Origin of the sequence: Roseovarius sp. MBR-78 (assembly GCF_040547535.1) — a bacterium.
GTDB lineage: Bacteria > Pseudomonadota > Alphaproteobacteria > Rhodobacterales > Rhodobacteraceae > Roseovarius.
Map to the genome: position 1 here is coordinate 80,198 of NZ_JBEPPX010000008.1, position 22,547 is coordinate 102,744.

The window sequence follows — 22,547 nt, forward strand, 5'->3', positions numbered from 1 at the left end:
CGCTCACCTCAACCGCAGCGCATTGAGTGATACCGTAATGGAACTCGCCGACATGGCCAAGGCCGCAATCAGCGGCGAGCAGAGACCCGCCACCGCCAGCGGCACCGCAACGAGATTGTAGAGCGTGGCGATGCGGAAGTTTTCGCGGATGCGGCGGGTCGCGGCACGGGCGGTGACACAGGCTGCGCCGATGGGTGTGAGATCATTGCCCAGCAGCACGATATCGGAGGCCACCCGCGCGGCATCCAGCGCCGATGCAGGCGAGATCGAGACATGGGCGGCGGCCAAGGCGGCGGTATCGTTGAGCCCGTCGCCCACCATCAGCACATGCGCGCCCTCCTGCGACAGTGCCGCCACGCGCGCGGCCTTGTCGGCGGGCAGCGCCTCGGCCAGCCACTCCCCGATCCCCAACCGCGCGGCCAGCGTCTCGACGGCGGGCGTGGTGTCGCCCGACATCAGGATCACGCGCTTGCCCTGTGCGACGAGGGCCGCCACCGCATCTTGCGCGCCGGGGCGCAGCGCGTCGGTGAAGGTGAAGGCCAGCGGCGCGGCCTCTCCTACCTTGAGGAAAGTCGCCGTCTCGGCGCGCGGTTCGGCCCCGACCCAGCTTGCCCGGCCCAGCCGCACCTCCTGCCCCTTGATCCGCCCCTTGGTGCCATAGCCCGGCACCTCGGTGATCTCCGTCACCTCCGCCGCCGCAAGCCCCGCGTCGCGCGCCGCCGTGGTGATCGCCTGCGCCAGCGGATGCGCCGAGACCTGCGAGAGCGCGAGCGCCACCGCCACCGCCTCGCGCGGCAGCACGTCGAGATTGGTCAGGCGCGGCGTGCCGGTGGTGAGCGTGCCGGTCTTGTCGAACACCACCGTATCCACCTGCGCCAGCCGCTCCAGCGCGGTTTCGTGCTTGATCAGCATCCCGCGCCGAAACAGCCGCCCCGAGGCGGCGGTGGTCACCGCAGGCACGGCAAGGCCAAGCGCGCAGGGGCAGGTGATGATGAGCACGGCAGCGGCGATGTTGATCGCGATGCGCAGATCCCATGTCGCCAGATACCAGCCTGCGAAAGCGAGCGCCGAGAGAATATGCACCCCCGGCGCATAGAGCCTGGCGGCGCGATCAGCGAGCGAGGTATAGCGCGAGCGCCCCGATTCGGCGATCGCCACCAGATCGGCCATGCGATGCAGCGAGGTCTCGGCCCCCACCGCCGTGGCGCGGATCGTCAGCGGGCCGGTAAGGTTCACCTCGCCCGCGCTCACCGCCTGCCCCTCGCCCGCGAAGACCGGCAGCGTCTCGCCGGTCAGAAGCGAGCGGTCAAGCTCGGACGTGCCCGAGGCGATCACCCCATCCACGGGCATCCGCCCACCGGGGCGCACGAAGATCATATCGCCCACGGCAAGCTCTGCCACGCCCACCACCTCCTCAATGCCGTCGCGCAGCCGCGTCGCGCGCGGCACTTCCAGCGCGGTCAATTCCTCGGCCGCCGAACGGGCAATGGCGCGGGTGCGGTGATCGAGATAGCGCCCCGCCAGCAAAAAGAAGGTGAGCGCGATGGCGGCATCGAAATAGGCATGCTCGCCCGAAAGCGAGGTTTCCCACAGCGAGGTGACAACCGCCAGCAGAATGGCCAGCGTGATCGGCACATCCATGTTGAGCCGCCCGTGGCGCAGCGCGGCCCAGGCGTTGCGAAAGAACGGCACCCCGGCGAACGCAATCGCAGGCAGGGTGATCGCGGCGGAAATCCAGTGAAAGAGGTCGCGCGTCGCGGCCTCGGCCCCCGACCAGACCGAGACCGACAAGAGCATGACATTCATGGCGGCAAACCCCGCCACCGCCAGCCGCATCAAGAGTTCGCGTCCCGCGCGGTCGGTCGCCGTGGCGCTCAGCGTGCCGGCGTCCAGCTCGTGTGCCTCGTATCCCGCCTGCTCGACCAGCGCGCGCATCTCCTCTGCCGTCACCTCCGGTTCCGCGTCGATGCTGGCGCGTTTGAGGGTAAGGTTGACACGCGCCGATTTCACGCCGGGATGGGCACCGAGCGCGCGTTCGACCTTGGAAATGCAGGCCGCGCAATGGATCGTCGGCAGCGACAGCGCAATCCGCGCATCGGGCAGCGCGCGCGCCGCCAGCGCCTCTGCCGCGGGTGCGGCGGAACAGGCAGGGCAGGCCGAGACCGGCGCGTGGAAGGCGGTGCTCATGGCCTACTCCTTGTGCAGCACGACCCGCTGCTGAAAAAGCGTGCCATTGCTATCCCAAGCCTTCATGCGGATGTTCCAGTTGCCATCGCCCAGATCGACCGAGGCGACATAGGCGGTGCCGTCAAAGCGGAATGTCGGGGTCTGGTCCTCTTGCACATGGGTGGCACGGCCCACCGTCGCCTCGAGCCGGGCCACCTGCACCGGCTGGCCGGTATCATCGGTGATGCCAAGGGTAAGCACACCCCCGGCGTGATCGGCGCTGATGGTCCAGCCCAGCGCCTCCTGCGCGGCCTTGCGTTCGTTGAATTCCTGGCTGGCAACGTAGGAGTTTTTCACCTCCAGCCCCGGAAAGGTGCTGATTGCGGAATAGGCCAGCACCAGATTGACCCCGATGATGACGCCGAAAGCCGCGACAAACCCGATGAGCACATGCCGCCCGGTGATCTTGCGCTCTGCCATTATTGCCCCCGTCCGTTGAACACGGTGTCCTTGTAATCGCGCGTGCCGCTGCCGGTATCCTCGACCCAGATACGGATATCGGTGCGCTCGGCCTGCGCCGGGGCAGAGCCCTTGGGCGCGGTGACATAGACGCGTTGCAGCACCATCTCGTCGGCGGGCACCTCGACGGAAGCGTAGGGCGTGCCTTCGAGCGTGATGAAAAGCACCGGGTCACCCTTGACGCTGAACTTGAACCGCGTCGCATCGTGTTTCATGTTGCGCAGCCGCACCTCGTAGATGTTGCGAATCTCGCCATCCGACAGGGTGACATAGGTCGGGTTGCGCACCGGGGCCACCGTCAGGTCGATATCGGAACGGATGAACAGGGCAAAGACCAGCCCCGCCCCCACCAGCGACCACAGCGCGGTGTAAAGAATCGTGCGCGGGCGGAAAATATGCTTCCAGACGGATTTGGGCGGCTGGCCCGCGCGCTCGCGCTCCTCGTCGGTAAAGGCCATATAGTCGATCAGACCGCGCGGTTTGCCGATCTTTTCCATCACGTCATCGCAGGCGTCGATGCACAGCGCACAGGTGATGCATTCCATCTGTTGCCCGTCGCGAATGTCGATACCCACCGGGCAGACATTGACGCAGGCCATGCAGTCGATGCAGTCGCCCATCGGCTCTCCGGCCTTGACCTCTTCGGAGTGTTTGCGCGGCTCGCCCCGCCACGCACGATAGCCAACGGTCAGCGTGTCCTCGTCCATCATCGCGGCCTGAATCCGCGGCCACGGGCAGGCATAGATGCAGATCTGCTCGCGCGCGAACCCGCCGAAGAAAAAGGTCGTGCCGGTCAGCACGGCGATGGTGGTGTAGGCAATGGGATGGGCGTTGAGCGTGAAGAGATCGACCAGCAGCGTCGGCGCATCGGTAAAGTAGAACACCCACGCGCCCCCCGTAGCCACCGCGATCAGCAGCCATGTGATCCACTTAACCAGCCGCAACCGCGCCTTGCGGAGATCCCATTTCTGCCGGTGGAGGCGCAGGCGCGCGTTGCGGTCGCCCTCGATCCAGCGTTCCACTAGGATGAAAAGATCGGTCCACACCGTCTGCGGGCAGGCATAGCCGCACCAGACCCGGCCCAAGGCGGAGGTGAAGAGAAACAGGCCAAGCCCCGCCATGACCAAAAGCCCGGCCACGAAATAAAACTCATGCGGCCATATCTCGATCCAGAAGAAGAAGAACCGCCGCTCTGCCAGATCGAGCAACACCGCCTGATCGGGCAAGCTCGGCCCCCGGTCCCAGCGAATCCACGGCAGGATGTAGTAAATGCCGAGGGTGATCGCCATGATCACCCATTTCAGGTTGCGGAATTGCCCCGAAACGCGCCGGGGAAAGATCGGCTCGCGCGCGGCGTAAAGCGATTGCGGGGCGCTTGGCTGGGTCTCGGGCAAAGGAGATCACTCCGATATCATGTGTTTCAAGTTCGTCTTTTGGCAGGCAGGCCAAATCGGGGCTTTGACCTGTATCAATATGGGGTAAGATTGCATCCGTCCGCGCGTGTCGCATTGACGCGGGGGCGGGCGCTGGCGGCTGTATCAGCCCCTTGAAAACGGCACCGGCCCCTCCTGGAACGCGCGAACAGGACGGAAGGACCGGCACCTTACCCCGGACCTATCGGTCCGGGGTATCTCTTGCAGGATTACTCGCCGCCACCCAACTGGTGGACATAGACGGCGACGGCCCGCGTTTCGGCCTCGCTCAGCTCGGCCCCGCCCATCGGCGGCATGATCCCGAAGCGCGAATAGGTCACGGTTTCGCGGATCGTGTCGTAATCGCCACCATAGAGCCAGATCGCATCGGCAAGGTTGGGGGCGCCTTGATAGATATCCCCGCCACCCGCTTCGCCGTGGCAAGCGACGCAGTTATTCGCGAAAACCTCCGCGCCTGCTGCGGCGGCCTGCACATCCTGTGGCGCACCCGAAAGCGACATCACGTAGTTCACGACCTGGTCGATCTCGGCGGGCTCCAGAATCTCGCCAAAGGCGGGCATCTGCGACCAGCGCGCATCCGGGTCGGTCTCGTTGCGGATCCCGTGGGCGATGGTGGTGTGGATTTCCTCCAGCGTGCCGCCCCAGAGCCAGTCATTGTCGAGAAGGTTGGGATAGCCCCCCGCCTTGACCCCCGCCGCGCCGGAACCGTGGCACTGTGCGCACCAGGTGCGGAACACCGCGCCGCCGGCGGACACGGCATAGGCGTTGAGCTCGGGATCGGCCGGGATTGCCTCAAGCTCGGCCGAGACAAGCCGGGCATTGATCCCGGCATTGGCCGCGCTTGCCGCCTCGATCTCGGCGGCGACGTTGGCGCGGGTGGACCAGCCCTTGTAGCCCGCCGTCGCCTGGTTGACGAGCGGCCAGGCGGGATAGGCGAGCACATACCACAGCGCCCAGACGATGCAGGCGTAAAAGGTCCACAGCCACCAGCGCGGCAGCGGGTTGTTGTATTCCTCGATCCCGTCCCAGGAATGGCCGGTGGTCTCGACCTCGGTCTTTTGTTGCGGTTTCTTGGCCATGTCTTACGCCTCCTTGGCGTCGGCACCGGTAGCGGGTGCCGGTTTGTCTTCGTGCCGGAAGGGGATGTTTGCCGGGTTCTCGTAGGTCTTGCTCGCACCGGGGCGGAACACCCAGATCACGACCCCCACGAAAAAGGCAAACAGCACCAGCAACATCCAGCTATCGGCGAACTGTCGCAGCAGCGAATAGGTTTCCATTGCGCGTCCTCCTCAGCGGCTCGGCACGGGGGTGAAGGTCGAGAAATCGACCAGCGTGCCCAGCATCTGCAAATAGGCGATGAGCGCGTCGGCCTCGGAAATCCCCGCCTGCCCGTCGAAATTGCGCACCTGCGCGTTGGGGTAGCGCGCCATCAGCCCGTCGATATCGCCATCGGGATCGACCTGCGCCTTGAAATCGGCGCGTGCGGTCTCGATCATCTCGTCGCTATAGGGCACGCCCACAAGACGGTGCGTCTTCATCAGATCGGCGACATGCTCGCCGTCGATCAGGCGGTTTTCGAGGAAGCCGTATTTCGGCATCACCGATTCGGGCACCACCGCTTGCGGGTTGCGCAGGTGATCGACATGCCAGGCATCCGAATAGCGCCCGCCGACACGGGCCAGATCCGGCCCCGTGCGCTTGGACCCCCACTGGAACGGGTGATCGTATTTCGACTCTGCGGCCAGCGAGTAGTGGCCATAGCGTTCCACCTCGTCGCGCATCGGGCGGATCATCTGGCTGTGGCAGACGTAACAGCCCTCGCGGATGTAGATATCGCGACCGGTCAGTTCCAGCGGCGAATAGGGGCGCATCCCCTCGACATCCTCGATCGTGTTCTCGAGCCAGAACAGCGGGGCGATCTGCACGATCCCCCCGATGGTGACCACGAGGAAGGCAAAGATCGCCAGAAGCGTGACGTTCTTTTCCAGGATTGCGTGTTTGTCCAGAATTGCCATCTCTCCGGCCCTCCTTATTCAGCCGGGACTGCGCTGTTCGTGGCCTCTACGGCCGGCGAACGTTTCACAGTCATCCAGAGGTTGTAGCACATGATAAGCGCGCCGGTGAGATACATGACCCCGCCCAGGCCCCGCACGACATACATCGGCAGTTTCGCGGCCACGGTATCGGCGAAAGAATTCACGAGGAAACCGTTAGCGTCCACTTCGCGCCACATCAGGCCCTCCATGATCCCGGTCACCCACATCGAGGCGGCGTAGAGAATGATCCCGATCGTCGCGAGCCAGAAATGCCAGCTCACCATGCTCAGGCTATAGAGCCGCTCGCGGTTCCAGAGCTTCGGCACAAGAAAATAGAGCGCGCCAAAGGTGATCATGCCGTTCCAGCCAAGCGCACCGGAATGCACATGCCCGATGGTCCAGTCGGTGTAATGCGACAGCGAGTTGACCGCGCGAATGGACATCATCGGCCCTTCAAAGGTGGACATGCCGTAGAACCCGATTGAGATCACCATCATGCGGATGATCGGATCGGTGCGCAGCTTGTCCCAGGCGCCCGAGAGCGTCATCAGACCGTTGATCATGCCACCCCAGGACGGCATCCACAGCACGATCGAGAACACCATGCCCAGCGTCGAGGCCCAGTCGGGCAGCGCGGTATAGTGCAGGTGGTGCGGACCGGCCCAGATATAGATGAAGATCAGGGCCCAGAAGTGGATGATCGACAGTTTGTAGCTGAACACGGGGCGTTCGGCCTGTTTCGGCACGAAGTAATACATCATACCGAGGAAGCCTGCGGTGAGGAAAAAGCCCACCGCGTTGTGGCCATACCACCACTGCACCATCGCATCCTGCACGCCCGAGAAGACCTGCACCGATTTGGAACCCCAGATCGAGACCGGGATGCTGAGGTTGTTGAACACATGCAGCATTGCAACGGTGATGATGAACGACAGGTAGAACCAGTTGGCCACGTAGATATGCGGCTCGCGGCGCTTGACGATGGTGCCGAGGAACACGGCCAGATAGGCCAGCCATACGATCGTCAGCCACAGGTCGATATGCCATTCCGGCTCGGCATATTCCTTGGACTGAGACCCGCCCAGGACATAGCTCGTCGCGGCCAGAACGATGAACAGGTTATAGCCCCAGAACACGAACCACGCGAGATTGCCGCCCCAGAGGCGCGCGGCGCTCGTGCGCTGCACCACGTAGAACGAGGTCGCAATGAGCGCGTTGCCACCAAAGGCGAAAATCACCGCCGAGGTGTGCAGCGGCCGCAACCGCCCGAAATTGGCATAGCCCTGCGCCCAGTCGAAATTGAGCTGCGGAAAGGCAAGCTGAAAGGCGATGAACGTGCCCGCGAGAAAGCCGACCACGCCCCAAAGGCAGGTGGCCACCACGCCCGCGCGCACCACGCCGTCCATGTATTCGCCGGACAGGTCAACCGATGCCCCCGGCTCGTCAGTGTGCCGCAGCACCCACAGAAACAGGCCACCCGATACCAGCGCGATGGTCAGCGCGTTCACCAGATAGGCCAGATCGCGCGCGTAGTTGGCCGCGATCAGCGCGAAAAGCGTGATCACCCCAAGCGCAATCAGCTTGATGTAATTCGTCATGTTGCGTCCCTTCGTCCTCGTCCGTGCCCACGCGAGTCGCCATAACCGGCGCACGCGCTTGACTGTGCACTTAATGCGAGGGACCAAGTCAACAAACCTTGATCTGTGTCAAAACAGCACGCGCCATCGCTTGATCCGCGTCAATGCGCCCTGCCCCGCGATGCGCCTAGTGTATCTCTATCGAAGCGACTTCAGGGAAACGAACAATGACCTATAACAGCCTATTCACGGTCCTGACCGACCCCGCGCTGGTCGATGAGACCCTCACCCATGCCACCGCCGTGGCCGAGGCCAATGATGCCCATCTCGATGTGCTCTGCCTTGGCGTGGACCGAAGCCAGACCGGGTATTATTACGCCGGCGCAAGCGCCGTGGTGTTGCAGGAAACGATCACCCGCGCGCAGGACGAGGCAGAGGAAATCGACAGCCTGGCGCGCGAACGCCTTGGCGGGGCCACGATCCGCTGGGCCGCCGAAAAGGGCGTGGCGCAGCTTGCCGATATCGGGCGGCACGTTGCCGCACGCGCGCGGTTTGCCGATCTGGTCACTTTGCCGCAGCCCTATGGCGAGGGACGCGGGGCCGAGCTTGAGGCCTTGACCGAGGCGGCGCTTTTCGAGGGGCGCACGCCGGTGCTCATCGCGCCCACCGGGCAGGCGCCCTCTGCCGCGCCCAAACGCATCCTGCTGGGCTGGAACGAAAGCACCGAGGCGCTGACCGCCGCGCGGGCCGCGCTGCCGCTCATGCGCAGTGCCGAGGTCGTGCATATCGTGGTGATCGACCCACCCACCCACGGGCCAAACCGCTCTGATCCCGGCGGGCTGGTCGCGCAATATCTTGCGCGCCACGGCGTCAAGACCGAGATCGACGTGCTGTCGCGCTCGCTGCCGCGCGTCTCGGACGTGCTCTTGCGCCATGTCACCGACATGGATGCCGATATGGTGGTGATGGGTGCCTACGGCCATTCGCGGTTCCGCGAGGCGATCTTTGGCGGGGCCACGCGCTACATGCTGGAACAGGCCACGGTGCCGGTTTTCATGGCGCATTGAGGCCCGGACGGGGCGGGGTGGCAACCCGGTGTTCGGCAGTTGGCGGCCTTGAGGGGACGTTCGCCCCCTGTCTCCCGCGCGGAGTCAAGGCGTGCTTGCACGCCGCCGCGCGAGCGCCCGACCGCCCGGACGGGCGGGCGCTTCTGCAACGTGGCATCCCGCACAGTCGTTCAAGTATTTGGCACCATAAATCTCCCACCAAAACCGTTGCAGCGCCCACCCGCGGTCGGGCACTCGCGCGGCTCGTCACATTATATCGAATGGCAGCAACAGGCCATTCAAAACCTCTGCCGCCGCGCATCGCTGCATGGCAGGCCAAGTCATCCTCGGGCAGTATCTCGCAAATACCGGACGCTATCCCCGCCGCGCCAGCCGGGCAAAGATCGGGCGCAACTCATCCGCCTGATGCGGCCCGCGCAGCGTATCGCGCAGGCGGCCCGCGCCGTCGAACAAAAGCAGCGTCACATGCGGCACGGCGTGGCGGGTGGCAAAGGCCGTGCCCTCAGATGTGCGGATATTCGCGATGAGGTAAAGCACCTCGCCGCCCTTGAAATCGCGCAGCGCGGCCCGCGTCTCGTCTTGCAGCGCGTTGCAGACCGGGCATTGCGGATCGTGCACCTGCACCACCACCGGAACCCCCTGGCCAAGGCGGCTCAGGTCGTGCTCGGCGGTGATGGCCTGCGCCTTGTGTACCCCCAAGAGGCCAGCCGCGCCCAGCGCACCCACCCCCACGGCACCGATCCCGACCCGAGCAAGAAGCGCCCGCCGCGACAGACGGGAAGCGGGCTTGCCCTGCGGCTGTGCCCCGGTCGCCTTACGACGTTTGCCGGATTTCGTCATCGTGCATCTCCAATTATCCTGACCGGGGGAATGCTATGCTGAAACAGGCATGACCTGAACAGGCCGCCGACGGATGCCCGATCACACCCGCGTCATGGCCAGTATCAGGCCAACATCCCGCCATCGCTGTCATCGCCCGCCTCGTCGAGCAGGCGGCCCATGTCGGGGATGGTCACGCGGCGCTTGCCTTCGAGCGAAATCACCCCGTCCTTCTTCAACGCCGAGACCTGACGGCTCACGGTTTCCAGCGTGAGGCCGAGGTAATCGGCCATCGCCTCGCGCGTCAGCGGTAGGTCGAGCACCACCGGACCACGCGCCCCCTGCTGACTGAGCGTCGCATCGCGCCGCGCGATGATCGCGATCAGCGAGGCGATCTTTTCCCGCGCGGTCTTGCGCCCCAGCACCAGCATCCATTCGCGCGCGGCATCAAGCTCGTCGAGCGTCATCTCCAGCAGCCGCTGCGCGATATGCGGCGTGCGCATCATCATCTGCTCGAACGGCTTGCGGCGAAAACAGCACATCACCATGTCCGAGGTGGCCACCACGTTATAGGCGGCGTGCTCGCGCCCCGGACGGCCCACGAAATCGCTGGGCAAAAGCAGACCCACCATCTGCGTGCGCCCGTCCTCCATCGTCTGCGTCAGCGTGGCGATCCCCGACACAACCGAGGCCACGAAATCCATCTGGTCGCCCGACCAGATCACCGTCTGCCCCGCCTCGAAATTGCGGTAATACTTGATCTGTTCGAGAAGTTCGAGTTCCTCGCTCTCGCAGCGCGCACACACGGCGCGGTGGCGGATCGGACAGTCGCCACAGTCCACGGGTGCGCAGTGCGTGATTTTTTCGCTGATTGCCAAGTTTGCCACCCACGGATTGATCTGAGTCAAGGATTCCTGTTTTTGCGATTGTAGGCTCTGGGGTATGGATACGCAAACCGAACTCGCCCGCCTGGGTCTTTTTGACGCCAAGGTTCCGCGCTACACAAGCTACCCGACCGCGCCTCATTTCGGGCGCGCGGTCGGGGCCGGGGATTTTACCGACTGGATCGCCGCGATCCCGGAAGGGTCCGAGATATCGCTCTATGTGCATGTGCCCTTCTGCCGCAGGCTGTGCTGGTTCTGCGCCTGCCGCACCCAGGGCACGCAATCGGACGCGCCGGTGATCGCCTATCTCGAAACGCTCAAGACCGAGATCGCGATGCTGGGCCGCCTGCTGCCTGCGGGCGTGCGGCTCTCGCGGCTGCATTGGGGCGGCGGCACGCCGACGCTCTTGCAACCGGCGATGATGTCGGAACTGGCCGGGGCGATTCGCGATATCGCACCCTTTACCGAGGCCACCGAATTCTCGGTCGAGATCGACCCGAGCGAGATCGACGGGTCGCGCCTCGACGCGCTCGCGGCGGCGGGGATGAACCGCGCCTCCATCGGAGTGCAGGATTTCGACGAGGAGATCCAGAAAACCATCGGCCGCCTGCAAAGCTATGACATCACCCGCGACGCGGCAGAGGAAATCCGCGCCCGCGGCGTGGCCAGCCTCAACGCCGATATCCTCTACGGCCTGCCGCACCAGACCAAGGCACGGATGACCGAGAGCGTGCAAAAGCTGCTCTCGCTCAATCCCGACCGGGTGGCGCTTTATGGCTATGCCCATGTGCCGTGGATGGCCAAGCGCCAGCAGATGATCCCCTCGGATGCGCTGCCCACCCCGCAGGAACGCCTCGCGCTCTTTGACACCGCGCGGCGTTTGTTTCTCTGGGATGGCTATGACGAGATCGGCATCGACCATTTCGCCACCCCCGATGACGGGCTGAGCGTGGCGCAAAAGGCCGGTCGCCTGCGCCGCAATTTCCAGGGCTATACCGACGACACGTCGGAGGTGCTGATCGGGCTCGGGGCCTCGTCGATCTCGCGCTTTCCGCAAGGCTACGCGCAGAACGCACCGGCCACCGGCGCGCATACGGCGGCGATTCGCGACGGGCGGTTTTCCACCACCCGTGGCCATGTCTTCACCGCCGAGGATCGCCTGCGGGGCCGAATGATCGAAATGCTGATGTGCGATTTCCGCATCGACGCGGGCGCGATCACGCGCGATTTCGACATTACACCCGAGGCGCTGCACGCGCTCTTGTCACAGACTGCGCGCGCCTTTGACGGCCACCTGCATCTCGACGAGGGCGGCCTTTTCATCCCGTCGGCGGCGCGCCCGCTCACCCGCATGATCGCGCGCGACATCGACGCCTACGAGATGGACGAACAGGGCCACAGTTCGGCAATCTGAGGCGCTATGCGCCCCCCGCCCGCCCCTCCAGCGACGCAGCCAGAAGCGTGCGCGCATAGTCGGTCTGCGGGGCGGTGAACAGCGCCTCGGCCTCGCCCGCCTCGATCACGTCGCCCTCTTTCATCACCAGCACCCGGTGGCTCATCGCGCGCACGACATGCAGGTCATGGCTGATGAACAGATAGGCCAGCCCGTATTTCATCTGTAAATCGCGCAGCAGATCGACGATCTGCACCTGCACCGTCATATCAAGCGCGCTTGTCGGCTCATCGAGCACCACCAGCTTGGGGCGCAGGATCATGGCGCGGGCAATGGCGATGCGCTGCCGCTGCCCGCCGGAAAATTCATGCGGGTAGCGGTCCATCATGGCGGGGTTCAGCCCCACCTCGTCCATCACCTCACCCACCAGATCGCGCACCGGTCGCCCATCGGGATTGCCATGCACGCCCAGCCCCTCGGCGATGATCTGCGCACAGGTCATGCGGGGGCTAAGGCTGCCGAACGGGTCTTGAAACACGATCTGCATTTCCGCCCGGCGACGGCGCAATTCCCGCGTGGACCAGCCGTTCACATCCTCGCCCGCAAAGCGGATACCGCCCTCGGAGGCAATGAGCCGCATGATCGCCAGCGCCAGCGTGGTCTTGCCAGAGCCGGACTCGCCCACGATCCCCAGCGTCTCGCCCGCGCGCACGCTCAGCGTGGCCTCGTTTACCGCTTTCACATGCCCCACGGTGCGTTTGAGAAACCCTTTCTGGATCGGGAACCACACCCGCAAATGATCGGTTTCCACCACCACCGGCGCGCCCTCGGGCACCGGCGCGGGCACGCCCACAGCCTGCGCCGACAGAAGCTTGCGGGTATAGGCGTGTTTCGGCGCGGCGAAGACCTCGGCCACCGGCCCCGCCTCGACAATCTCGCCATCCTTCATCACGCAGACCCGGTCCGCGATACGCTGCACGATCCCCAGATCATGCGTGATGAACAAAAGTCCCATCCCCTCGTCGCGCTTGAGATTGGCCAGCAGCTCCAGAATCTGCGCCTGAATCGTCACGTCAAGCGCGGTGGTCGGCTCATCCGCGATCAGGATATCGGGCTTGTTCGCGAGCGCCATGGCGATCATCACCCGCTGCCGCTGCCCGCCGGATAACTGATGCGGATAGGCCCCCAGACGGCTTGCCGCCTCGCGTATCCCCACCCGCTCCAACAGCTCCACAATACGCCCGCGCGCCGCCTCGCCGGTCAGCCCCTGATGCAGCTCAAGGCTCTCGCGCAACTGCTTTTCCAGCGTGTGGAGCGGGTTGAGCGAGGTCATCGGCTCCTGAAAGATAAAGCTGATATCGTTGCCGCGCACCTGCCGCAGCCGCCGGTCATCCGCGCCGATCATCTCGCGCCCGGCATAGGTCACGCTGCCCGAAACCTCGGCCGAGGCCCCCAGAAGCGACACCGTCGAGAGCGCCGTAACCGATTTGCCCGAGCCGCTCTCGCCCACCAGCGCCACCGTCTCGCCCCGGTCCACGCTGAACGACACGCCCCTGACCGCCGGGATCACCTGCCCGTCCTGCCGGAAACTCACGCGCAGATCGCGCACTTCGAGCACGCTCATTGGAAGGTCTTTCTGGGATCGAACGCGTCGCGCACGCCCTCGAAGATGAAAACAAGCAGCGACAGCATGATCGCAAAGGCGAAAAACGCGGTAAACGCGAGCCACGGCGCTTGCAGGTTCTGCTTGGCCTGAAGCGTCAACTCGCCCAGCGACGGGGACGAGGACGGCAGCCCGAAGCCCAGAAAATCCAAGCCCGCCAGCAGGGAAATCGTGCCGGTGATGACGAAAGGCAGCATCGTCAGCGTCGCCACCATCGCATTGGGCAGCATGTGGCGGAACATGATGGTGACATTGCCCACCCCCAGCGCCTTGGCCGCGCGGACATATTCCAGATTGCGCGCGCGCAGGAACTCGGCCCGCACCACCCCCACAAGCGCCATCCAACCGAACAGCACCGTGATCACCACCAACAGCCAGAAACTGCGCGGCAGGATCGCGAACAGGATGATGATCACGTAAAGCTGCGGGGTCGAGGCCCATATCTCGATGATCCGCTGAAAGATCAGGTCGGTCTTGCCGCCAAAATAGCCCTGCACCGCGCCCGCGAATATCCCGATCACCGACGATAGCGCCGTCACGATCAGCGTGAACAGCACCGACAGCCGAAAGCCATAGATCACCCGCGCCAGCACGTCGCGCTTGGTGTCGTCGGTCCCCAGCCAGTTCTGCGCATTGGGCGGCAGCGGTGCCGCCCCGTCGCGATCCACGATCGTGTCGTAGCTATAGGGGATCGGCGGCCAGAGCGCCCAACCCCGCGCGATCTCTGCCCCGTCGATCGCCCCGTCGCCCGCATCCGCGATCAAGCCCTCGGGATCGTCGAAACAGGCATCCATCCCGCCGGTGGCAATGAGGCATTGCACCTCGGGGTCACGATAGATCGCCTCGGTCTCGAAATCCCCGCCGAATGCCGTCTCGGGATAGAAGCGGAAAACCGGCATGTAGAATTCGCCGCGATACTGCACCAGGATCGGTTTGTCATTGGCCACGAACTCGGCACAAAGCGTCACGGTGAAGACCACAGAAAAGATCACCAGCGACCAGAACGCCCGGCCATTGCGGCGGAAATTGCGCCAGCGACGTTGGTTGAGCGGCGAGAGCCGGATCACGACGCCACCCCTTCATCTTGCCAGAAATATTCCGGGGGGGGCGCGCCAAAGGCGCGGCGGGGGCAGCGCCCCCATGATGCGCGGCCCATCCTCAGCCCTCCCGCTTCTCGAAATCGATGCGCGGATCGACCAGCACATACATCAGGTCCGACAGGATACCCACCACCAGCCCGATCAGCCCGAACAGAAACAGCGTGCCGAACATCACCGGATAATCGCGCCCCACCGCCGCCTCGAACCCCAGCCGCCCCAGCCCGTCGAGCGAGAAAATCGTCTCGATCAGCACCGAGCCGCCGAAAAACACCCCGATGAACACCGCCGGAAAGCCCGCGATCACGATCAGCATGGCGTTGCGGAACACATGGCCATAGAGCACCCGGCGTTCCGACAGCCCCTTGGCGCGCGCGGTCATTACATAGTGTTTCTTGATCTCGTCGAGAAAGCTGTTCTTGGTCAGAAGCGTCAGCGTGGCAAAGGCCGAGATGGTCGAGGCGATCACCGGCAGCGCGATATGCCAGAGGTAATCCACGACCTTACCCCAAAGGCTCAACTGCTCGAAATTGTCCGAGGTGAGGCCGCGCAGCGGGAAGATCTGGAAATAACTGCCCCCCGCGAAGAGCACCAGCAGCATGATTGCGAACAGAAACGCCGGGATCGCATAGGCCACGATGATAAGCGCGGATGTCCATGTATCAAACCGTGTCCCATCCCGCACCGCCTTGGCCACGCCCAGCGGGATCGACACGATATAGGCGATGAGCGTGGACCACAGCCCCAGCGTGATCGAGACAGGCATCTTTTCCAGCACCAGATCGAGCACCTCGATCTTGCGGAAATAGCTCTCGCCGAAATCAAGGCGCATATAGTTCCACATCATGCCCATGAACCGCTCCAGCGGCGGTTTATCCAGCCCGAATTGCTGCTCCAGCTCCTTGATGAGTTCGGGCGGCAGCCCGCGCGCGCCAAGATATTGATCATTGCCCCCCGCTGCGCCGACAAGGTCCTGCCCGGTATCCGAGCCTGAGCCTGCAAAGCTCTCGAACACGTTGCCCTGCCCCTGCATCTGCGCGATCATCTGCTCCACGGGGCCGCCGGGCACGAATTGCACCAGCGCGAAGTTGATCACCATGATCCCGAACAGCGTCGGGATGATCAGCAACAGCCGCCGCAGGATATAGGCCCCCATCTCAGGCGCGCCCCCCGCTCACAAGGCACCCGCCGCCCGCAGCGCGGCGGCCTTCTCAGTATCATACCACCAGAAATCGAGCACGCCGGTCGCATAGGGCGGCAGCGGATCGGGATGGGCATATTGATCCCAATAGGCGACCCAGCTTTTGTCGAGATACCATGTCGGAATCATGAAGAATTCATAGCGCAAGGCCCGGTCGAGCGCCATCAGCGCGACGTTTTGCGCCTCCAGAGTGGTCGATTCCAGCGCCCGGTCAATCAGCGCATCGACCAGCGGGCTCGCCAGCCCCGCCGGGTTGAAGAGGCTGAACGCAGCCTCCTGACTGCCGTAACGCTGATGCAGGCCGGTGCCCGCCTCCAGAAACGCCACGTAGCTGTCGAAGATGATGTCGTAATCGCGGTCGCGCTCGCGGGCGGTGTATTGCGCGGCGTCGATCTTGTCGAAACGCGCGTCGATCCCCATGAGTTGCAGGTTGCTCACAAAACTCTCGACCACCGCCGACATGGTGGCGGAACCGGACGCCGAGAGCGGAATCTCGATGCTCAGCCGCTCGCCCTTGGCATTGCGCCGCTTGCCATCGTCGCCCACCGGCCAGCCCGCCTCGTCGAGCAGCTTCATCGCGCGGCGCAGGTTGCGCCGGTCGTTGAGCCGGTCGGGATCGGAGCTATGCGCCATCACCGCCGGCTCGGTCAGCATCTCTTGCGGCACCAGATCGCCAAGCGATTTCAACAGCGCCAGTTCGTCGCCCTCGGGTTGCCCCTCGGCCTGCAAAGGCGTGTCCTGCACGAAGGAATGGCGCTGCTTGAACAACCCGTATTGCAGCGATTGGTTGGTCCACTCGAAATTGAACCCGAGCGCGATTGCCCGCCGCACCCGCCTGTCCTTGAGCACCTCGCGACCGAGGTTAAAGACGAATCCCGATGGCGTCGGCGGCAGCCCGTCGGGCAATTCCGCCCGCACGACGTGCCCCTGCCGCACGGCGGGAAAGTCATAGCCGGTGGCCCAGGTCTTGGAATTGCCCTCGGGGCGGAAGGTGTAGATGCCCGCCTTGAACGCCTCGAATGCTGCGTTGTCATCGGCGAAATACTCGATGCGGATGGTATCGAAATTGTGCCGTCCCACATTGATCGGCAGGTGCCAGCCCCAGTAATCGGGGTTGCGCTCGTAGACGATATTGCGGTTCACGTCATAGCTCTTGACCTGATAGGGGCCCGAGCCCGGTGCCGCCTCCAGCCGTGGCTCATCGAGCCGCGCGCCGGTCGCCTCGTACCATGCGCGCGGAAACACCGGCGTGCCGCCCACCTGATCTATCAGCGACCGGCGCGAGATGCCTTCCGCGAATTCGAACCTCACGGTGTGATCGTCCAGCGCCTCGGCCCCCGGCACCCGCCGCCGCACCGCCTCGGCATAAGAGCGCAAACCCTGATCCAGAAACAGGTTGTGCGAGAACACCACGTCATGCGCCGTGACCGGCGTGCCATCGGCAAAGCGCGCCTCGGGGCGCATATGAAAGATCACCCAGGTCTTGCCCCGGTCATATTCGAGGCTCTCGGCGAGCAGGCCATAGCCCTCGTTATAGCGGTCCCCCGGCAACGGCTCTCCGGTCGCCTCGGAGCCGCCCAAGAGGCTCTCATAGACCATCCACGACAGCCGCCCGGCGCGGCCCTTGCGCGAATAGGGGTTCATCGAATCGAACGTGCCGGGCGCATAGAGCGAGATTTCGCCGCCCTTGGGCGCGTCGGGGTTCACATAGTCGAAATGCGGGTAGTCGGCGGGATATTTCAGATCACCGAAAAAGGAATAGCCATGCGAGCGGATGATCTCCTCGTCATTGGCCAACGCGGGGCGGGGCAGAAAGGCAGGTAGCGCGCTTGCAGACAAGAGCGCGCCCATGCCCTTGAGCGCGAAACGGCGGCTGAGGGGGAATCCGGCCTTCGGCGGGTGGCTCATGTCGTCCTCCTGTCGGATGTCGCGCGTTGTCCCGCGCCTTGCAGCGCAAGCTAGGCGGCGCGCCCGGCTTGTTCAAGCATAGAAGGGCGCAGACATGCAAAGGGCCGCCGCCCGTGCAGGCAGCGGCCCCGTTTGCGCATGTCGCGGCTCAGTTCGCGACGCTTTTCAGATAGCCGATCACGTTGGCGCGATCCTGCTCGTCCTTGAGCCCCGGATAGCCCATCCGGTTACCGGGGGCAAAGCCGCGCGGGTTCTCGATCCAGGCGCTCAGCTTGTCGACGGTCCATTCCCCCTCCAGCCCCTTGAGCGCATCGGAATAGTTGAAACCCTCGGCGCTGGCAATATCGCGACCGACCACGCCATAAAGCGACGGGCCGACCTTGTTCTTGCCCTGCTCGACCGCGTGGCAGGCGGCGCAGCGGCGGAAAATCTTTTCTCCCTCGGCCACGTCGGCGGCGGCAACAAGCGCGGCAAACGCGCCCTCGGCAGGTGCTTCTGCGGCGGCGGCCTCGGTCGCTTCGGCGGCAGGCTCTTCTGCAGCGGCCTCGGGCGCTGCGGCGGCAGGCTCTTCGGCTGCCTGCTCGGCAGGGGCTTCGGCTGTGGCTTCCTTTACGGGTTCCACGGCTGCTGGCTCTTGCTCGGCAGGGGCCTCTGCTGCGGCTTCCGCTGCTGCGGCTTCTTCTGCGGGAGCTTCCTCTGCTGCGGCTTCCTCGGCGGCAGCTTCGATCACGATATCATCGCTTCCATCCACCCCGTCGATATAGGCAATCACGTTGACACGGTCCTCGGCCTTGCCAAGCCCGGCAAAGCCCATGCTGGTGCCCGGCGCATAGCCCGCCGGGTTCTCGAGAAAGGCAAAGAGGTTTTCGGCGGTCCACACATCCGCCGCCTCGCTCAGCGCTCCGGAATAGCCATAGCCCTCGACCACGCCCACATCGCGGCCCACCACGTTGTAGAGATACGGGCCGACGCCATTGACCCCGTCTTCGAGTTGGTGACACGCCTTGCACTTGTTGAACACGCGCTCGCCCTTGGCGGGATCGGCCGCAGCGAACAGCGCCGCGAGATCGGGGCCCTCGTCCACCGGCTCTGCCGCTTCTTCGGCGCCGGTGTCGATTACATAGCCCTGCACATGGTCCCCGCCGTGGCCGCCGCCCATGGAGTAAATGGACTCTGCCACCCATCCCCCAAGGAGAAAGACCAGCAGGGAGCCGCATACCGCGCCTGTGGCCTTGGTCAGTGTCATCGTGTCGAACATTGGCTCGTTTCCCATCGCTCTGTCGCTTGGGCGCGTATCTATCCGCTTCCCCTACCGCTTCGCAAGGTATAGTTTCCGCGACCAAACGCCCGACCGGGGCCAGAAGGGGGCAGAGTTTCACGATGACCGACCGCATCGCCTTTCAGGGAGAGCCGGGGGCCTATTCGCACCAGGCCTGCGTCGAGACCTATCCGGAGATGGAGGCGCTGCCCTGCCGCACCTTCGAGGACACGATCGCAGCGGTGCGCGAGGGCCGCGCGCGGCTGGCAATGGTCCCGGTGGACAATTCGACCTTCGGGCGCGTCGCCGACATCCATCACCTGCTGCCCTCGTCGGGGCTGCATATCGTGGCCGAGGCCTTCGTGCGCGTGCACATCAACCTGCTCGCGCTGCCCGGTGTGCGGCTCGACCAGATCGAGAGCGCGATGAGCCACACCATGCTGCTGGGCCAGTGCCGCGCTTTCCTGGAGCGTCATGGCATCCACCGCGTCACCGGTGCCGACACCGCCGGATCGGCGCGGCAGGTGGCCGAGGCGGGAGAACCCGCGATGGCGGCGCTCGCAAGCGAGCTTGCGGGCGAGACCTACGGCCTTGACGTGATCGCGCACCATATCGAGGATCAGGGCACCAACACCACGCGGTTTCTGGTGATGGCGCGCGAGCCCGATTTCACCCCGCGTGGCGATGACGGGATGATGACCACCTTCATCTTTCAGGTGCGCAACATCCCTGCCGCGCTCTACAAGGCGCTGGGCGGCTTTGCCACCAATGGCGTCAACATGACCAAGCTCGAAAGCTACATGGTGAACGGCTCGTTCACCGCGACGCAGTTCTACGCCGATATCGAGGGCCACCCCGACGACCCGGCCGTGGCCCGCGCGCTCGACGAGCTGGATTACTTCACCTCCGACATCACCATCCTCGGCGTCTACCCCGCCGACCCGAGACGCCACGGCGACGGCTGACGAGGGCGGAGCCGCCCGTGGCCGACACATCCGAGGGCTGGCCGGGTGTGTCTGCGTGGCGGATATTGTTTGGTAGGCGGGTGTTTGGTGGCGGGTGCGGGGCGTAGCTGCCGCTGGACAGCGAAGCTTGTCTAGCTGACGTCACCGCTTTGTTTGTTGGCGTAGTCGATCCAGTCAGATGCGAAATCGACGAGATGTCGAAAATCACATGTTTTGCAGTCGGCATCTCCGAATGTTCCAAACGAAACAGCGCCGGTCTTCTCAAACGCCTCACCAACTGCCGGAAATAACCGGTTCATATCATCTGCTACATCAGGCGTTTCGATCCACGACCCGTCTAGGCCACCATTCTTGAAGCGCCTTGCCTTTGTTCGTCTGTGTTTTGCAAGGGTTTCAGCGGTATGAAGTGCTGAGCACCGGTTCCAGCCAACCCCAACGAGTAAGATCTTCATCGACTGGCGGTCACGGAGCTTCCCCAGAGGTGTTTTCTCTCCGGTCGCCCAAGCGAGGCTGTGTTCCTCAAGAAAGCCATTTGCATTCTTGCCGTTAAGGCAGATCGAAACAGCGGGGTGGTCGCTGCGCTGCGTGCCGGGCCAGGTTCTGAAAGTCTCCGCAATGACACCCATACCGAACGTCGGAGACTTGAAGACATCGAAGCCGGGAACAGCATCTTCGATCCGTGTGATCTGGCCTTGGGTCAAGCCGGACCTATCAACACCGGAAGGGAAATAGGCATCAGAAGAGAAGCCGGGCATTCCTATCAGACCTGTTTCGCCGACCGCTTCCAGAAGACTTTCCACAATTGTCCGGGCACCGCCGACGGTAGCGCCTATGGCACTCATCGAGCCATGCACAAATAGTCCGTCTCCCGCGCGAACGCCGAGCGATACTAGATCATTGAGAAGGCTTGCCTGGGTATGAAATACGGGAACCATACGCCTGATTACCACCATTTCTGCATATGCAACATCCGTCAAAATGGGCTCCACCCGCCCCTCGCCGCATCCCCCCTTGCCACACACCACCATCCGCGCGCCCCGGCTCACGCGCTGCGCTTGTGGCGCTCTTCGACATCCATCGCGTATTCCGCCACCCGCAGGCGGAAGCGTTTGCCGAGTTTGCCTTTCGCCAGCTTCATGGATTGCACCAGAAGCCGCCCCGCCAGGTTGCGGGGCGTGACGCTCAGATCGACGTTGAGCCGCGTGCGCGCGCGGCTCAGCGCCACGAGGTCCACCTGCAGGACCGCCTCGACGGTGCTTGCCTCGGCCTCGATCACGATGCCGTTGGGCGGGTCATATTCGCTCAGCCGCAACGCCACGTCGCGCATCCGCCCGCGCAGCTTGAACCGCACCTGCCAGCCCATGCCCACGCCCGGCTCCACCTGCGCATCGCTGCGCGCCACCTCGGCCCCGCGCCGCATCGCCCCGCGCTCGAACCGCGTGAAATCCGTGATCTCGGCAAAGACCTCGTCGATCGGCGCCTCGATATCTTCCCTACTCGTGAACTGCATGTCCATCCTGCCTCCGGCATCGCCGCCGTTACCCCTGCCCCGCGCGCCACTCTCGCCTCAATCGAGCCTGTCGGCAAGCCAGTTCCTGAGCAGGAAATGTGCCACCGCCCCTTCGCGCGCGGGCAGAATCTCGGGGTGCTCGCCGGCGAAGGCGGCAAGGATCTCCTCGCGGCGCATCCAGCGCGCATCCTCGATCTCGTGTGGGTCAATGGTGATCTCGCGGCTCAGCGCCTCACCGTGACAGCCAAGCATCAGCGAGGCAGGGAACGGCCACGGCTGGCTCGCCAGATAGCTGACGCGGCCCACGCGCACGCCCGCCTCTTCCCAGACCTCGCGGCGCACCGCCGCCTCGACCGTCTCGCCCGGCTCGATAAACCCCGCGAGCAGCGAATACATCCCCTCGGGCCAGCCCGGAGAGCGCCCCATCAGCACCGAATTGCCATGCGTCACCAGCATGATCGCCACCGGGTCGGTGCGCGGGAAGTGCTGCGCGCCGCAGGCGTCGCAGGCGCGCTGCCAGCCCGCGCGGATCATCCGGCTTTTCGCGCCGCAGCGGGCGCAATGGCGGTGGCTTTCATGCCAGCCGAAAATCGCCTTGGCGGTGGCCGCGATCTCGGCATCGCGCGGGGTGAGCCGCGTCATCACGCGGCGCAACTCGGCAAAAACCATACCCTCAGACAAGTCGGGATGCACCTGCTCGGAGGCATCGAGAAAGCTGTCGAGCCGGTCAGGCTCGAGCTCCGGCGGAACCCAGACGGAAATATCCACGGCAAAGAGCAAAAGGCCGCCCTCGTCGCGCCCGATCAGGATGGGCGGCACCTTGTAGCGGCGCAACACCGGGTGATCCACGGGCAGCATCGCCAGCGTGTCGAGCGCCGCCCCCGCCAGCAGCGGCTTACCGCGCCAGATCACCGCCGCGCGCGCCTGACCACCGCCAAGCGCCGCCGCCAGCGCCCCCTCGTCGCCGCGCAGATCATCGGCCCGGTCAAGCGCCGATCCCCCGAATGTCACCTCTTCCGCACGCTGCATCCCGGCCTCCCTTGCGCCCGCC

Annotated in this window: 20 protein-coding genes; 3 read left to right on the forward strand and 17 right to left on the reverse strand. The window is 64.6% G+C overall.

The genetic code is table 11. From position 1 onward, the window contains the following. Positions 1 to 3: 3 nt before the first annotated feature. The 7 genes from ABIE58_RS08495 to ccoN all read right to left on the reverse strand — a co-directional run bounded on the left by ABIE58_RS08495 (position 4) and on the right by ccoN (position 7,752). On the reverse strand, positions 4 to 2,187 hold the full coding sequence (locus tag ABIE58_RS08495; protein ID WP_354544273.1) for a heavy metal translocating P-type ATPase: 2,184 nt from the start codon (positions 2,185 to 2,187) through the stop codon (positions 4 to 6). Between the two features lie 3 nt (positions 2,188 to 2,190). After that, entirely contained in the window at positions 2,191 to 2,646 is a 456-nt protein-coding gene (locus ABIE58_RS08500) for a FixH family protein (RefSeq protein ID WP_354544274.1), read from the reverse strand. Then, entirely contained in the window at positions 2,646 to 4,079 is a 1,434-nt protein-coding gene (gene ccoG / locus ABIE58_RS08505; protein WP_354544275.1) for a cytochrome c oxidase accessory protein CcoG, read from the reverse strand. The genes ABIE58_RS08500 and ccoG overlap by 1 nt, the downstream gene beginning before the upstream one ends. A 248-nt stretch (positions 4,080 to 4,327) precedes the next feature. After that, complete coding sequence (ccoP, locus tag ABIE58_RS08510; RefSeq protein WP_354544276.1) at positions 4,328 to 5,197, reverse strand: cytochrome-c oxidase, cbb3-type subunit III; 870 nt, start codon at positions 5,195 to 5,197, stop codon at positions 4,328 to 4,330. 3 nt (positions 5,198 to 5,200) lie between these two features. Further along, on the reverse strand, positions 5,201 to 5,395 hold the full coding sequence (locus ABIE58_RS08515) for a cbb3-type cytochrome c oxidase subunit 3 (protein WP_354544277.1): 195 nt from the start codon (positions 5,393 to 5,395) through the stop codon (positions 5,201 to 5,203). A gap of 12 nt (positions 5,396 to 5,407) precedes the next feature. Further along, positions 5,408 to 6,133: a cytochrome-c oxidase, cbb3-type subunit II gene (gene ccoO, locus ABIE58_RS08520; RefSeq protein WP_354544278.1), complete on the reverse strand. Its 726-nt coding sequence runs from the start codon at positions 6,131 to 6,133 to the stop codon at positions 5,408 to 5,410. A gap of 14 nt (positions 6,134 to 6,147) precedes the next feature. Further along, positions 6,148 to 7,752: a cytochrome-c oxidase, cbb3-type subunit I gene (gene ccoN, locus ABIE58_RS08525; RefSeq protein WP_354544279.1), complete on the reverse strand. Its 1,605-nt coding sequence runs from the start codon at positions 7,750 to 7,752 to the stop codon at positions 6,148 to 6,150. Positions 7,753 to 7,958: 206 nt separating this feature from the next. On the opposite strand from ccoN, the gene ABIE58_RS08530 reads away from it, so the two are divergent. After that, positions 7,959 to 8,798 (forward strand): universal stress protein, encoded by an 840-nt coding sequence (locus ABIE58_RS08530; RefSeq protein WP_354544280.1) that lies wholly within the window; start codon positions 7,959 to 7,961, stop codon positions 8,796 to 8,798. Positions 8,799 to 9,152: 354 nt separating this feature from the next. Here the strand turns inward: ABIE58_RS08530 and ABIE58_RS08535 are convergent, their stop codons facing one another. Further along, the gene (locus ABIE58_RS08535; RefSeq protein ID WP_354544281.1) at positions 9,153 to 9,638 is read right to left on the reverse strand and encodes a hypothetical protein; all 486 of its coding nucleotides are present in this window, start codon (positions 9,636 to 9,638) and stop codon (positions 9,153 to 9,155) included. Positions 9,639 to 9,742: 104 nt separating this feature from the next. Further along, positions 9,743 to 10,489: a transcriptional regulator FnrL gene (fnrL, locus tag ABIE58_RS08540; protein ID WP_502950081.1), complete on the reverse strand. Its 747-nt coding sequence runs from the start codon at positions 10,487 to 10,489 to the stop codon at positions 9,743 to 9,745. A gap of 70 nt (positions 10,490 to 10,559) precedes the next feature. Here fnrL and hemN point away from each other — a divergent pair, with 70 nt between their 5' ends. Continuing rightward, entirely contained in the window at positions 10,560 to 11,915 is a 1,356-nt protein-coding gene (hemN, locus tag ABIE58_RS08545; protein ID WP_354544283.1) for an oxygen-independent coproporphyrinogen III oxidase, read from the forward strand. Between the two features lie 4 nt (positions 11,916 to 11,919). On the opposite strand, the gene ABIE58_RS08550 is transcribed toward hemN, so the two are convergent. From ABIE58_RS08550 to ABIE58_RS08570, 5 genes are all read right to left on the reverse strand, one after another. Further along, positions 11,920 to 13,518 (reverse strand): ABC transporter ATP-binding protein, encoded by a 1,599-nt coding sequence (locus ABIE58_RS08550; RefSeq protein ID WP_354544284.1) that lies wholly within the window; start codon positions 13,516 to 13,518, stop codon positions 11,920 to 11,922. After that, entirely contained in the window at positions 13,515 to 14,621 is a 1,107-nt protein-coding gene (locus ABIE58_RS08555) for an ABC transporter permease (protein ID WP_354544382.1), read from the reverse strand. Before ABIE58_RS08555 ends, ABIE58_RS08550 begins: the two co-directional genes overlap by 4 nt. Before the next feature lie 94 nt (positions 14,622 to 14,715). Then, on the reverse strand, positions 14,716 to 15,810 hold the full coding sequence (locus tag ABIE58_RS08560) for a microcin C ABC transporter permease YejB (RefSeq protein ID WP_354544285.1): 1,095 nt from the start codon (positions 15,808 to 15,810) through the stop codon (positions 14,716 to 14,718). An 18-nt stretch (positions 15,811 to 15,828) separates the two neighbouring features. Continuing rightward, positions 15,829 to 17,763, reverse strand: a complete 1,935-nt coding sequence (locus ABIE58_RS08565) for an extracellular solute-binding protein (RefSeq protein ID WP_502950078.1) — start codon at positions 17,761 to 17,763, stop codon at positions 15,829 to 15,831. A gap of 148 nt (positions 17,764 to 17,911) precedes the next feature. Next, on the reverse strand, positions 17,912 to 19,009 hold the full coding sequence (locus ABIE58_RS08570; protein WP_354544286.1) for a c-type cytochrome: 1,098 nt from the start codon (positions 19,007 to 19,009) through the stop codon (positions 17,912 to 17,914). Positions 19,010 to 19,143: 134 nt separating this feature from the next. On the opposite strand from ABIE58_RS08570, the gene ABIE58_RS08575 reads away from it, so the two are divergent. Further along, entirely contained in the window at positions 19,144 to 19,986 is an 843-nt protein-coding gene (locus tag ABIE58_RS08575; protein ID WP_354544287.1) for a prephenate dehydratase, read from the forward strand. 131 nt (positions 19,987 to 20,117) lie between these two features. Here the strand turns inward: ABIE58_RS08575 and ABIE58_RS08580 are convergent, their stop codons facing one another. The 3 genes from ABIE58_RS08580 to nudC are packed head-to-tail and all read right to left on the reverse strand — an operon-like array spanning position 20,118 to position 22,525. Next, positions 20,118 to 21,032 carry an AAC(3) family N-acetyltransferase gene (locus ABIE58_RS08580; RefSeq protein WP_354544288.1) on the reverse strand — a complete coding sequence of 305 codons (915 nt, stop codon included), beginning with the start codon at positions 21,030 to 21,032 and terminating at the stop codon, positions 20,118 to 20,120. Continuing rightward, a complete protein-coding gene (locus ABIE58_RS08585; RefSeq protein WP_354544289.1) occupies positions 21,029 to 21,502 on the reverse strand; it encodes an SRPBCC family protein in 474 nt (157 codons plus the stop codon). The genes ABIE58_RS08580 and ABIE58_RS08585 overlap by 4 nt, the downstream gene beginning before the upstream one ends. 51 nt (positions 21,503 to 21,553) lie before the next feature. Further along, positions 21,554 to 22,525, reverse strand: coding sequence for an NAD(+) diphosphatase (gene nudC, locus ABIE58_RS08590; protein ID WP_354544290.1), 972 nt, complete (start codon positions 22,523 to 22,525; stop codon positions 21,554 to 21,556). Positions 22,526 to 22,547: the final 22 nt, after the last annotated feature.